This is a genomic window from Halomonas sp. BMC6 (assembly GCF_964204995.1).
In the GTDB taxonomy this organism is placed as follows: domain Bacteria; phylum Pseudomonadota; class Gammaproteobacteria; order Pseudomonadales; family Halomonadaceae; genus Vreelandella.
Genome location: NZ_CAXNSH010000001.1, coordinates 921,685 through 934,400 on the forward strand (window position 1 = coordinate 921,685; position 12,716 = coordinate 934,400).

Here is a 12,716-nt window from a genome sequence, read left to right on the forward strand (position 1 = left end):
GCCCATATAGTAGAAAGTCGGGTCTATACTCCTTGGCGATGCCTCGTATAATCGGGCTGTTCTCAGCCGCTATTGATCCCTCGTGAAGGAGTTTCTTGACATGAACACCGCAGCCAAGGCGATGAAGACATCCAGTGAGGTCCCTCTACAGGCCCCCTCTAGAGAGATCTGGGATGCCAAATATCGATTGAAAGATCGCCATGGCCATCCGGTGGATCAGGACGTCTCGGCGACGTTCGAGCGCGTAGCGCGGGCGCTGGCGGCCGTCGAGGGAGATCGCGCTGACGAGTGGCTGCCCAAGTTCCGCTGGGCGCTGGAGAACGGTGCCATTCCCGCCGGGCGCATTCTCTCCAATGCCGGCGCCGAAGCCTATAAGCCCGCCGTCAGCCTGATCAACTGCACCGTGTCGCGCACCATTCGGGATTCCATGCGCGATATTCTCGATTCCGTGGTCGATGCGGGAATGACGCTGAAATCAGGGGCCGGGATCGGCTACGACTTTTCCACTCTGCGCCATAAGGGCGCGTTCGTGTTTGGCGCAGGCGCGGGCACCAATGGCCCGTTGGCCTTCATGGATATCTACGACAAGATGTGTTTCACCGTGGCATCTGCCGGGGGCCGTCGCGGTGCGCAGATGGGTACCTTCGATGTGGGCCACCCTGACGTGCGGGCGTTCATTCAGGCCAAGCGCGAAGCCGGGCGGCTGCGTCAGTTCAATCTGAGCCTGCTGATCACCGACGAGTTCATGGAAGCCGTGAAGCACAACGCCGACTGGCCGCTGGCCTTTCCGCTGCACCCAGGTGAAAAAGAGGACGTGAGCGCTGACGACATCATTTACCGCGACTGGCCGGTGGTAGAAGAGGGCTACACGGTGGATGATCAGGGGCGTGTGGCCTGCCGTATTGTCGAGGTGATCAAGGCCCGCGAGCTGTGGGACACGATCATGGCCTCCACCTACGACTACGCCGAGCCGGGCTTCATCTTGATCGATCAGGTCAATCGCATGAACAACAACTGGTTCTGCGAAGATATCCGCGCGACCAACCCTTGCGGCGAGCAGCCGCTACCGCCAGAGGGAGCTTGCCTGCTGGGCTCGGTCAACCTGACCAAGTTCGTGATCGAACCGTTCGGCGCCGAGCCGCGGTTTGATTGGGAGCGCTATCGCAACGTCGTGGCGATCTTTACGCGCATGCTCGATAACGTGGTGGACATTGCTGGCCTGCCGCTTCCCCAGCAGCAGCGTGAAATCGAAGCCAAGCGTCGCCACGGCATGGGCTTTTTGGGTCTGGGCTCGACGCTGACGATGCTGAAAATTCCCTACGGTTCTCAAGCGTCGTTGGCCTTCACCGAAGAGGTGAGCCGTCATCTGGCGTTAGAGGGATGGAAGCAGGCCCTTGTGCTTTCTAAAGAGAAGGGCATGGCGCCTGTGCTTGAAGAGGAGCACACCATTACGCCCAAGATGATGCGCGAGCGCCCACAACTGGCCAGCGACGGTTACGAGGTAGGCGACAAGGTGCCGGGCCGCATCCTTCACGCCCGCTACAGTCAATACATGGCCAAAGTGGCCGAGCTGGAGCCGGAGCTGGTGGCACAGCTTGCTGAACACGGCGCACGCTTTACCCACCACAGTTCGATTGCCCCTACGGGTACTATCTCGCTCTCCATGGGTAACAACGCCTCGAATGGTATCGAGCCGTCGTTCTCTCATCGCTATTTCCGCAACATCATTCAGTCCGGCAAAAAGACCAAGGAGCAGGTGGAAGTGGTCTCCTTCGAGCTGGCCGCCTATCGCCACTTCATCGCTGCCGATGCGGTAGAAAGCGATCTGCCGGACTACTTCATTACCGCTGATTCGGTGTCCCCAGAGCAGCACGTGGCGGTACAAGCAGCGGCACAGCAGTGGGTGGATTCTGCCATTTCCAAAACGGTCAACGTGCCGACCGAGTTCCCGTTCGAGCAGTTCCAAGACCTCTATTTGCAGGCGTATGAGAGCCGTTTGAAAGGCTGTACTACCTTCCGCTTCAACCCGGAAGCTTTCCAGGGCGTGCTGGTGCGTGAGGATGACCTGAAGAACACCACTTACGTGTTCGAGCTGGAGAGTGGCGAGACGCTGGAGCTAACGGGTGACGAAAAAGTGCTTTACGACGGTGAGGAGCATAACGCCGCCAATCTGTTCGATGCCTTGAAAGAGGGCACCTACGGCAAGTGGTAAGCGCCAACGCTGGCTTGATGAACTGTCGAAAGACCTGGAGAGAACGTTATGGCGGTCGAAATTACGTCGAAAATTGTCGGTTACCGGATCAAGCAGCCGGAGCAGCCAGCCCTCGAGCCCGTGTTGGCCGAAGAGGACCCGCTGACGGTCCGTATTCCATCGCGCCCAGAGGGGACGCTGGAGGCGGTGTCGGAGAAGATCTCCTACGTGGGGGCCGAAGGGCGCAAGAAGGTCTATTTGCTGGTGTCGTTCATGCCCGTGGAGGGTGTGGTCGGCGGGCAGCGCGTCGTGATCGAGCGCCCGGTAGAGTTCTTCTTCCCGTCGGGCCAGCTCTCCAGCGAGCACCAGTGGATCACCGCCACCATGCGCAGCCTATCGCTGGCTGCGCGGGGTGGCTATGTCACGCAGGCCGTGGCGGACCTGCGCAAGGTGGCCTGGGACAAAGGGCTGGTGCGCTGCGGAATGAACCGCTGGAACAAACCGATGTTTCACGATTCGGAAGTGGCGGCGATTGCCTGGTCGATTCAGCAAATTCTCTATCGGCGAGGTTTCTTGGATCAGGAGGGCAACCAAGTGCCGGTGGAGACGCTGGTGGCTCGCTATGCCCATCGGATGCAGCACGGCCATGCGTGGCAGCCCGACGAGCGCCCAACCGTCGATGAGGCCGCAGCCACGCCTACATCCGCCAGCGGCACTCCAGCCACCGTGGGCACCTGCCCCGAATGCCGAGGGGACTTGATCATGATGGATGGCTGCCCTACCTGTTATGCCGGTTGCGGCTGGTCCAAATGCGGCTAACGCCTCCCGTCTCGTCGCCCTCCAGCAGGGCGACGGAAAGAGGCCCTCGTGAAGCCATCAATCATTGAATAAGGGGCGAACGTTATCGGTCAGGTAGCAGTCATCGAATTCTCCTTCTGTGGCCAGCGCCTCGAGATCGGGAATCGACACGTGGTGGCGGTCACGGAAGACCAGTCCATCCTCGCTGAGTGCACTGAACGTGCGGCTGACATGCACCGGACTCAGCCCGAGAATATCCGCCAGCTGCTCCTGGGAGAGCGGTAAACGAAACTGCCCGCTGATATCGTCATTGGTTTGGCGTAGGCGCAGGTACATTTCATGGAGAAAATGCGCCATTTTTTGGCGCGCGCTGCGCCGAGCGAGATTCACCAACCGCTCGGTGAGCAGCGCCTGTTGACGACTGCCGATGGCAAACATCACCGAGGTCAATGGCAGCGACTGGCGAAACAGCTCCAACATCCGCTTGTGGGGGAAGTGGCACACTACCCCGTCGGTAATCATGCGCACGTTCTCAAGCCGTTGAGAAAAGGCGAATTCCCTCAAGCCGATGATGTCGCCGGGGAGAAACACTTCCAAAATTTGCCGATCACCGTTTTCCAAGTGACGGTAAGAGTAAGCCCAGCCGCTGCGCAGCGTACAAAACTCGTTGGCGGGGGCGCCCATCTCCCAAAGTAGCGAGCCAGACTTGATGTCGGTCGGGCTCTCTTCCAGCGAGTCGAGCAACTGCTTTTCGTCGTCTGTCAGCGTGCAGTAGTGGCTAAAGTGGCGAATAATGCAGCTCTTATCCTGTTCCACGCGTCCTTCTCCTCGATGCAATCCACCTTTGTTAAACGGCGTCGCTACTTACTATAAGCAGTCTATGCGGGGCATGCCTGCTCTTTTACTCTCCCCGGCGCGCTCGCGCCGGGGAGAGGCCGCTTAGGACGTGGACGACGCACGGTTACCCCGCTCAAGAAGAGGAGCCAAGAAGCGCCCCGTGTGGGAAACGCTCTGCTTGGCAATCTGCTCTGGGGTGCCTTCGGCGATGATTTGTCCGCCCCCGGACCCCCCTTCTGGGCCAAGGTCGATCAGCCAGTCCGCGGTCTTGATCACATCCAGATTGTGCTCGATGACCACGATGGTATTGCCGTGGTCGCGCAGGCGGTGCAGTACCGTGAGCAGTTGACGAATATCCTCGAAATGCAGCCCCGTGGTGGGCTCATCCAGAATGTAGAGCGTTTTACCGGTATCGCGCTTGGCCAGCTCGCGGGCCAGCTTGACCCGCTGGGCCTCGCCGCCGGAGAGCGTGGTCGCGCTCTGCCCCAAGCGAATGTACGACAGGCCGACATCCATCAGCGTTTGCAGACGGCGGGCAATGGCAGGCACCGGGCTGAAGAACGCCAGCGCGTCTTCCACGGTCATTTCCAGCACTTCGTGGATGGTCTTGCCTTTGTAGTGAATGTCCAGCGTTTCACGGTTATAGCGCTTGCCTTTACACACGTCGCAGGGCACGTAGATATCTGGCAGGAAGTGCATCTCTACCTTGATCATCCCTTCGCCCTGGCACGCCTCGCAGCGCCCGCCCTTGACGTTAAAGCTGAAGCGGCCCGGCTTATAGCCCCGCGAGCGCGCCTCTTGGGTTCCCGCAAACAGCTCGCGAATGGGTGTGAAAATACCGGTGTACGTCGCTGGATTGGAGCGCGGTGTCCGGCCAATGGGGCTCTGGTCGATATCGATCACTTTATCGAGCTGATCGAGACCTTCGACCTTCTCGTAGGGCGCTGGGGTCAAGGTGGTGGCGCGGTTGAGTTCGCGGGCCGCAATGGGCATCAGCGTGCCGTTGATCAGCGTCGACTTGCCCGAGCCGGAGACCCCGGTCACGGCAATGAACAGCCCCAGCGGCAGGCTGAGGGTAACGTTCTGTAAGTTATTACCCGTAGCGCCGCGCACGACCAGCTGCTTTTCCGGGTTGCCGGGAATGCGGTAGGGCGGCACGGCAATTTCGCGGGTGCCGGAGAGGTATTGACCGGTCAGTGAGTGGGGGTTGTCCATCACCTGCTGCGGCGTGCCTTGGGCGACGATTTCACCGCCGTGCACCCCGGCACCGGGGCCAATGTCCAGGACATGGTCCGCCGCGCGAATGGCGTCTTCGTCGTGCTCGACTACGATCACGGTGTTGCCCAGGTCGCGCAGCCGCTCCAGGGTTTTCAACAGGCGATCGTTATCCCGCTGGTGCAGGCCGATGGAGGGCTCGTCCAGGATGTACATGACGCCTACCAGCCCCGCGCCGATCTGGCTGGCCAGACGGATGCGCTGGGCTTCGCCGCCGGAGAGGGTGTCGGCGCTGCGCTCTAGGTTCAGGTAGTCCAGGCCCACGTTGACCAGGAACTCTAGGCGCGCGTGGATCTCGTTGACGATCTTGTCGGCGATTTCGCCTTTGCGGCCCGGCAGGGCCAGCTCGGCAAAGTAGCGCCACGCGTCGCCAATCGGCAGGTGAACGATATCCGCAATGTTTTGGTCGTCCACGTACACATGGCGCGACTCTTTGCGCAGCCGCGAGCCGCCGCAGGTGGTACACGGCTGCACGGCGATATACTTGGCAAGATCGTCACGCACCATGTTGGATTCGGTTTCCCGATAGCGGCGCTGCATGTTGGGCAGCACGCCTTCGAAGGCATGCTCCCGGGTGACTTTGCGGCCGCGATCCCCGACGTACACGAACGGAATTTGCTCATTGCCGCTACCGTTGAGGATGATCTCACGCTCGTGGCGCGCCAGCTCCTGCCACGGCGTTTCCAGCTCGAAGCGATAGTGCTTGGCCAGGGCCTGTAGCTGGGTGAAGTAGTAGATGTTGCGGCGATCCCAGCCCTTGATCACGCCCTCCGCCAAAGAGAGCTCTGGGTGGCTGATGAGCTTGTCGGGGTCGAAGTATTGTTGAACGCCCAAGCCGTCGCAGGTCGGGCAGGCACCCGCCGGGTTGTTGAAGGAGAACATGCGCGGCTCGAGCTCGGAGAGCGAGTAGCCACACACCGGGCAGGCAAAGCGCGACGAGAAGGCGAGGTCTTCCTGCTCGCCGTCCATGAAGTGAATCATCGCCGTGCCGTCGGCAAGGTTCAGCGCCGTTTCAAACGACTCCGCGAGTCGCTGAGCAATGTCGTTGCGCACTTTGAAGCGGTCGACCACCACGCTGATGTCATGCTTTTTACGCTTATCCAGCGGCGCGATGTCGTCGAGTTCGAGCACTTGACCGTCGATCTGAACCCGCACGAAGCCCTGGGCGCGTAGCTCACTGAGCAGCTGCAGGTGCTCACCTTTGCGGCCCTTCACCACCGGGGCCAGCAGCATCAGCTTGGTGCCCTCGGCGAGGTTCATCACCTGGTCGACCATTTGCGAGATGGTTTGTGCTTCCAGGTCTTCCCCGTGCTCAGGGCAGCGCGGTGTGCCCGCGCGGGCAAACAGCAGGCGCAGGTAGTCGTAAATTTCGGTGATCGTGCCGACCGTCGAGCGGGGGTTGTGCGAGGTGGATTTCTGCTCGATGGAGATGGCAGGAGAGAGTCCTTCGATGTGATCCACATCGGGTTTTTCCATCATCGACAGGAACTGGCGCGCATAGGTGGAGAGCGACTCCACGTAGCGACGCTGCCCCTCCGCGTAAAGCGTATCGAACGCCAGCGATGACTTGCCGGAGCCGGAGAGCCCGGTAATGACAATCAGTTTGTCACGGGGCAGCTCCACATCGATCTGCTTGAGGTTGTGGGTGCGGGCACCCCTGACCAGAATGCTGTCCATCAACACCTCGAATCGCGTGGCAAAAGCGTAATTATACGTTTGCTGTACCCTTCCCGGCAAAACTGTCTCGGCTGTCGCCGCTGTGCTTGGCGTTTCCAGCGTGATGACAAAGCGCTAGAATGGGGGGTTACCTCAGGCCGTTCTGGCCCATCCACCATACACAAGGGCACTATGCGCAAGGTTTCCGCACTGCTGCTGGCCGCTGAACGCCGTGCAATCAGCGGCTTGGCTGGCCTTTATGCGTCTCGTATGCTGGGACTCTTCATGGTTCTGCCGGTGCTCGCGCTCTATGCCGATACGCTGGCAGGCGCGACGCCGCTGCTCGTTGGGGTAGCGCTAGGCATCTATGGCCTGACCCAAGCGTCGCTGCAGATTCCGTTTGGCCTGCTCTCTGATCGTATCGGGCGCAAACGCGTGATTGCCATGGGGCTTTTGATCTTTGCCGTCGGCAGCGTGGTCGCCGCGATGGCGGATACGATTGTCGGCGTGATCGCCGGGCGCGCGCTGCAGGGCGGCGGCGCCGTGGCCGCCGCCATCATGGCGCTGCTCGCCGATCAAACCCGCGAGCAGGTTCGCACCGCCGCCATGGCCACTATCGGTCTCTCGATTGGCGTCTCGTTCGCCATTGCCATGGTGCTTGGCCCCTGGCTGGCCGCCTGGGCCGGGCTCTCCGGGGTGTTTTGGTTTACCGCGCTGCTGACGCTCGTGGGGCTGGTCGTGCTGTGGCGCTGGGTACCGCCCGCGCCACGTCGGTTGCGTCATCGCGACGTAGGGCTGGACCGTCAGCAGTTCAAGAGTGTGATCACCCGGCCAGACCTGTGGCGGCTGGATCTATCGATTTTTGCCCTGCACCTGGTGCTGATGGCCATTTTCGTCGCCATTCCGTTTCGCCTGCTCAACGCTGGCGTAGCGGTGGAGTACCATGGGCTTGCCTATCTCGGCATCATGGCACTGTCGTTCGTCGCCATGGTGCCGCTGGTCATCGTCGCGGAGAAGCGTCAGCGGATGAAGCTGATGTGCCTGCTGGCCATTGGGGCCATTGCCTTGAGCCTGGCGAGCCTGGGGATGCCGCTCTCCCAAGGGCACTGGCTGTTCGTGTGGCTGTTCGTGTTTTTTACCGGATTTAATTTGCTGGAGGCGACGCTGCCTTCCATGCTCAGTAAGCTGGCTCCCGCCGGCGCCAAAGGAACGGCGATGGGGGTGTACTCCACCAGCCAGTTTTTAGGCGCATTTTTGGGCGGCACGCTGGGCGGCTTGTTAGCCAACGTGTGGGGGCTCAACGCTGTCTTTATCGGCTGTGCCGTGCTGGCGCTGGGGTGGTGGGCGGCCATGTGGCGCATGCCCTCGCCGCCGCCGCTCTCGAGTGAAGTGATGGCGCTGCACGAGACGCAGCCCGATGCGATGAACCTGTTGATGGAGCATCTCGCCGACGTGGTCGGTGTGGAAGATGTGATGGTCGTGCCCGAAGAGCGGTTGGTCTATTTGAAAGTCAATCGGGACGCGCTGGACCAAGCGGCGCTGGCGAGATTGATGTCACCGCCACGAACCTAACGACTTACCGCTGGCTATGCTGTGACGGGCAGTCAGTGAGCCGTTAATGTATACGATGAATGATGACGAGGAGCGACCTTATGGCGCGCGGTATTAACAAAGTAATCTTGATTGGCAACCTGGGCCAAGACCCGGAAGTTCGTTTCACGCCCTCCGGCACTGCCGTGGCGAACCTGAACTTGGCCACCTCCGACACTTGGATGGATCGTCAGAGCGGCCAGCGCCAGGAGCGCACCGAGTGGCACCGAGTGGTGCTGTTCAATAAGACGGCCGAGATTGCCCAGCAGTACCTGAAAAAAGGTTCGAAGGTCTACATCGAAGGCCGCCTGCAAACGCGCAAGTGGCAGGATCAAAATGGTCAGGAGCGCTACAGCACGGAAATCGTCGCCAACGACATGCAGATGCTCGATGGCCGCAGCGGCGATTACCAGGGCGGCGGTGCGCCGCAAGGTGGCTACGCCCAGCAGACTCCCGCTCAGCAGGCGCCGCCGCAGCAACACTATGGCCCTCAGCAGGGTGGCTATCCGTCGCAGGGTGCTCCCCAGCGTAACGCCCCTGCCCCGCAGCCTCAGCAGCCTGCACCCAACCAGCAGAACAGCAGCTACGGCGCGCCCGATCCGGGCAATTTCGACGATTTCGATGACGAAATTCCGTTCTGATTCGCGTCTTGCTGCGTCGTCATGGGGTGACGCGCGAGCCGCTATGTTCTTGGGTTGAGGGAGAGGGTCTGTCTTGAAGCTGCTGATACTGGATGCCGGGCACTGCTTGAGTTTAGCACTCGCCCGGGAAGCGAGCCGGCGCACCGATACCGAGCTCGTGATTGAACAGGGCCTCGACGTCACGCCGAGCCAGCTACAGGCCATCGCGCCCGATGCGGTGATCATTCCACCGCTGGCGCATCCGCTGAGCATGACCCCTGCCGAGGTGAAAGCCCATGCGGACGCCGTGGATCGCTGCGTGGATGCGTGTCAAACCCAAGGGGTGGCGCTGGTATGGTGCGTGTCCGATCAGCTCTACGAGGAGGGATTCGATATCCCCATCGATGAGCACGTCGTGCCTGCTCCGCGCGACGAGTGTTTACGCCGCCTCGTACAGACCGGCGACCGCATTCGCGCCGAATACCATCGCCACCTGATCGTACGTTTGGGGCCGCTGTTTGCGCTAGAAGGCAGCCACGCTTGGCTGAATGAAATCATCGACAGTCTGGTGACCGGACAAGCGGTGCGTGCCGCCGAAGATGTCGTCTTCTGCCCCACGTCGGCCGATGCGGTCGCCATGGCGCTCATTGGCATGCTGCAGCAGCAGGCCTGCGGGGCCGACGCTTGGGGGGCCTACCATTTGGCAGGTACCGAGCCGGTCAGTGCGTTCACGTTCACGTCGATGGTGCGCACCCAACTGGCCACGCACTTGGAAGGGCGGGGGGAGACGGTCGCGCTCGGCGACGTTCAAGCGCTGAATCACCATCACGATGCCAAACTGCGCCGCGTGTTGAACTGTCGCCGCGTGCTGGACGTGTTTGGCGTTCATCAAAAGCCATGGCGGTTGGAAGTAGGACGGATGCTGGATGCCTGGTGCCTCACGCGCGACCAGCAGCCCGATGACGTTGGGACAGGAGAGTCAGTTTGATCAATGTGGTACGCAGCCTGCTGTTTTATGTAGGTTATTTCACTGCCATGCTGCTCATTGGCGTGCTTTTTCTACCCATCGCACCGTTTCTGCCACTGGCGGCGCGCTACCGGCTGTTGAATCTTTATAACTACTTCCTGATGGTGTGGTTTCGCATTGCCTGCGGCGTGCGCTACGAGATTCAAGGGCGGGAGAATATCCCGACAGGCCCCTGCGTAATTCAAGCCAATCACCAGTGCGAGTGGGAGACGGTCTTTCTACAAGTGATGAAGCCGCCGGTGTGCACCGTGCTCAAACGCGAGCTGCTGCGCATCCCGGTCTTTGGGTGGGGCCTGCGTTTGCTACGCCCGATCAGTTTGGATCGCTCCAAGCCTGCCCGGGCCATGAAGCAGGTGCTGACCCAGGGCGTTGAGCGCCTGGGGACGGGGTTGTCCGTCCTGATTTTTCCGGAGGGAACACGGGTAGATCCTGGCGTGCGCAAGCGCTACAACAAAAGCGGTAGCGTCGTTGCCTGCCGTGCCGGTGTGCCGGTGCTTCCCGTGGCTCACAATGCCGGTGAGCGTTGGCCCGGGCGGCACTGGGTCAAGCGCCCAGGGGTGCTCCGCGTACGCATTGGCGCCCCCATTGCGACCGAAGGGCGCACACCGGACGAGGTGTTGGCGGATGTCGAAGCCTGGATCGAGGGTCAGCTACAGGAGATTTCCGAGGTCCCCAGGCCCACGGCGCGCTAAGCAGCGCGGGGCAGAGAACGCAGCACAAAAAACGGCGCCCGAAGGCGCCGTTTTTGATGGCTGCTGATGTGCCTCAGCCGTCGTAACGCTGGAACACCAGGCAGGCGTTGGTGCCGCCAAAGCCGAAGCTGTTGGAAAGCACGCGCTCGAGGGTAACGTCGTCGCGACGCTGGGTTACGATATCGAAACCGTCGGCCTGCTCGTCGAGTGTCTCGACGTTGGCAGACGCGGCGACGAAGTTATGCTGCATCATCAGCAGCGAGTAGATCGCTTCCTGGACACCGGTAGCGCCCAGCGAGTGGCCGGTCAGCGACTTGGTCGAGCTCATGGCGGGCGTGGAGTTGCCGAACACGCTGCGGATCGCTTTCAGCTCGGCGACGTCGCCTACCGGCGTCGACGTGCCGTGGGTGTTGATGTAGTCGATGTCGCCCTGCACCGTGGCCATGGCCTGATGCATGCAGCGCATGGCACCCTCTCCAGAAGGGGCGACCATGTCATGACCGTCGGAGGTCGCACCATAGCCTACCAGCTCGCCGTAGATCTTCGCGCCGCGCGCTTTCGCGTGCTCGAGCTCTTCAAGCACCAGCATGCCGCCACCGCCCGCGATGACGAAGCCGTCGCGGGCCTGATCGTAGGGGCGAGAGGCTTTGTCCGGGGTGTCGTTGTAGTGCGTGGAGAGCGCGCCCATGGCGTCGAACAAGCACGACAGCGTCCAGTGCTCCTCTTCGCCACCGCCAGCAAAGACCACGTCCTGCTTGCCGAGCTGAATCTGCTCCATGGCGCTACCGATGCAGTGAGCGGAAGTCGCACAGGCAGAGGAGATGGAGTAATTCACGCCTTTGATTTTGAACGGCGTGGCCAAGCAGGCTGACACCGTGCTGCCCATGGTGCGGGTCACACGGTAAGGGCCAACGCGGCGCAGGCCTTTCTCACGCATTGCATCGGCGGCTTCGACCTGGTTGGCGCTGGACGCGCCGCCCGAGCCGGCAATCAGGCCGGTGCGCTCGTTCGACACTTGCGCGTCGGTCAAGCCTGCGTCTTCGATGGCCTGAGCCATCGAAACGTAGGCGTAGGCCGCTGCATCGCCCATGAAGCGGCGCAGTTTGCGGTCGATCAACGCGTCTAGGTCGATATCGACGCTGCCTGCCACATGGCTACGGAAGCCGCGCTCGGCGTACTCTTCCTTGAAACGAATACCGCTGCGCCCGCTTTTGAGCGCGTCTAAGACCTGTTGCTGGTCGTTGCCTAAGCACGACACGATGCCAAGGCCGGTGACTACCACTCGTCGCATGGGAGCCTCCTGTTAGAAATTCGCAGTGGAGGTGAATAGGCCAACGCGCAGGTCATTAGCCTGGTAGATATCGCGCCCGTCGACGGACACGGTGCCGTCGGCGATGCCTAGGATAAGCCGACGGGTAATGACGCGTTTCATGTTGATGCGGTACGTCACTTTTTGAGCGTCGGGCAAAATTTGGCCGCTGAATTTCACTTCGCCGCAGCCTAGCGCACGGCCACGGCCAGGATGGCCGAGCCAGCCCAGGTAGAAACCGACCAGCTGCCACATCGCGTCGAGACCCAAGCAGCCGGGCATCACCGGGTCACCGGGAAAGTGACAGTCGAAAAACCACAGATCCGGGGTGATATCCAGCTCGGCGATCAGCTCGCCCTTACCATGCTCACCGCCCTCTTCATGAATGTGCGTGATGCGATCAAGCATCAGCATGTTAGGCGCTGGCAGCTGGGCATTGCCTGGGCCAAAAAGCTCGCCGCGCGAGCAGGCCAGCAGTTCTTCGCGATCAAAGGAATGTTGCTTGGTCACTGAATCGTTCCGAGTATGAAGATGGTTGTTGCGCCTAGTCTACTTCCCGAAACCTCCGAATGCACGTCGCAGGCGCTTTATCGTGACTTTCTAACCCTTTTTAAGGGCTTGCCGATAAAGCAAATGACGTTATTGTGACAATCGTCGAGGCGAATTCGCACAATAAACGGCCTATTGACGTAATATGCTCTATCCAAGTTTTTGGTTAGGC

10 protein-coding genes are annotated in these 12,716 nt (G+C 60.9%); 6 read left to right on the forward strand and 4 right to left on the reverse strand.

Features of this window, described 5'->3' with window-relative positions:
- The first annotated feature begins 100 nt into the window (after positions 1 to 100).
- Together AB6K10_RS04355 and AB6K10_RS04360 are read left to right on the forward strand one after the other, a co-directional pair.
- Positions 101 to 2,212 carry an adenosylcobalamin-dependent ribonucleoside-diphosphate reductase gene (locus tag AB6K10_RS04355; RefSeq protein ID WP_339118065.1) on the forward strand — a complete coding sequence of 704 codons (2,112 nt, stop codon included), beginning with the start codon at positions 101 to 103 and terminating at the stop codon, positions 2,210 to 2,212.
- Positions 2,213 to 2,260: 48 nt separating this feature from the next.
- Complete coding sequence (locus AB6K10_RS04360) at positions 2,261 to 3,010, forward strand: ribonucleoside-diphosphate reductase (protein ID WP_339118066.1); 750 nt, start codon at positions 2,261 to 2,263, stop codon at positions 3,008 to 3,010.
- A gap of 57 nt (positions 3,011 to 3,067) precedes the next feature.
- On the opposite strand, the gene AB6K10_RS04365 is transcribed toward AB6K10_RS04360, so the two are convergent.
- Both AB6K10_RS04365 and uvrA read right to left on the reverse strand, forming a co-directional pair.
- Positions 3,068 to 3,805 (reverse strand): Crp/Fnr family transcriptional regulator, encoded by a 738-nt coding sequence (locus tag AB6K10_RS04365; protein ID WP_159340627.1) that lies wholly within the window; start codon positions 3,803 to 3,805, stop codon positions 3,068 to 3,070.
- 123 nt (positions 3,806 to 3,928) lie between these two features.
- Positions 3,929 to 6,778 carry an excinuclease ABC subunit UvrA gene (uvrA, locus tag AB6K10_RS04370; protein ID WP_339118067.1) on the reverse strand — a complete coding sequence of 950 codons (2,850 nt, stop codon included), beginning with the start codon at positions 6,776 to 6,778 and terminating at the stop codon, positions 3,929 to 3,931.
- A gap of 171 nt (positions 6,779 to 6,949) precedes the next feature.
- Here uvrA and AB6K10_RS04375 point away from each other — a divergent pair, with 171 nt between their 5' ends.
- The 4 genes from AB6K10_RS04375 to AB6K10_RS04390 all read left to right on the forward strand — a co-directional run bounded on the left by AB6K10_RS04375 (position 6,950) and on the right by AB6K10_RS04390 (position 10,686).
- On the forward strand, positions 6,950 to 8,329 hold the full coding sequence (locus AB6K10_RS04375) for an MFS transporter (RefSeq protein WP_285264156.1): 1,380 nt from the start codon (positions 6,950 to 6,952) through the stop codon (positions 8,327 to 8,329).
- Between the two features lie 80 nt (positions 8,330 to 8,409).
- A complete protein-coding gene (ssb, locus tag AB6K10_RS04380) occupies positions 8,410 to 8,988 on the forward strand; it encodes a single-stranded DNA-binding protein (RefSeq protein WP_339118068.1) in 579 nt (192 codons plus the stop codon).
- A 73-nt stretch (positions 8,989 to 9,061) separates the two neighbouring features.
- A complete protein-coding gene (locus AB6K10_RS04385; protein WP_159340631.1) occupies positions 9,062 to 9,955 on the forward strand; it encodes a sugar nucleotide-binding protein in 894 nt (297 codons plus the stop codon).
- Positions 9,952 to 10,686: a 1-acyl-sn-glycerol-3-phosphate acyltransferase gene (locus AB6K10_RS04390; protein ID WP_159340632.1), complete on the forward strand. Its 735-nt coding sequence runs from the start codon at positions 9,952 to 9,954 to the stop codon at positions 10,684 to 10,686. The genes AB6K10_RS04385 and AB6K10_RS04390 overlap by 4 nt, the downstream gene beginning before the upstream one ends.
- A gap of 73 nt (positions 10,687 to 10,759) precedes the next feature.
- Here the strand turns inward: AB6K10_RS04390 and fabB are convergent, their stop codons facing one another.
- Both fabB and fabA read right to left on the reverse strand, forming a co-directional pair.
- On the reverse strand, positions 10,760 to 11,977 hold the full coding sequence (gene fabB, locus AB6K10_RS04395) for a beta-ketoacyl-ACP synthase I (protein ID WP_159340633.1): 1,218 nt from the start codon (positions 11,975 to 11,977) through the stop codon (positions 10,760 to 10,762).
- A gap of 12 nt (positions 11,978 to 11,989) precedes the next feature.
- Complete coding sequence (gene fabA, locus AB6K10_RS04400) at positions 11,990 to 12,505, reverse strand: 3-hydroxyacyl-[acyl-carrier-protein] dehydratase FabA (RefSeq protein WP_139527837.1); 516 nt, start codon at positions 12,503 to 12,505, stop codon at positions 11,990 to 11,992.
- Positions 12,506 to 12,716: the final 211 nt, after the last annotated feature.

Bases quoted from the DNA above. Each gene is read 5' to 3' on its own strand.
- AB6K10_RS04375 (WP_285264156.1), top strand. From the start codon at position 6,950: ATGCGCAAGGTTTCCGCACTGCTGCTGGCCGCTGAACGCCGTGCAATC.
- ssb (WP_339118068.1), top strand. From the start codon at position 8,410: ATGGCGCGCGGTATTAACAAAGTAATCTTGATTGGCAACCTGGGCCAA.
- uvrA (WP_339118067.1), bottom strand. From the start codon at position 6,778: ATGGACAGCATTCTGGTCAGGGGTGCCCGCACCCACAACCTCAAGCAG.
- fabB (WP_159340633.1), bottom strand. From the start codon at position 11,977: ATGCGACGAGTGGTAGTCACCGGCCTTGGCATCGTGTCGTGCTTAGGC.
- AB6K10_RS04360 (WP_339118066.1), top strand. From the start codon at position 2,261: ATGGCGGTCGAAATTACGTCGAAAATTGTCGGTTACCGGATCAAGCAG.
- AB6K10_RS04355 (WP_339118065.1), top strand. From the start codon at position 101: ATGAACACCGCAGCCAAGGCGATGAAGACATCCAGTGAGGTCCCTCTA.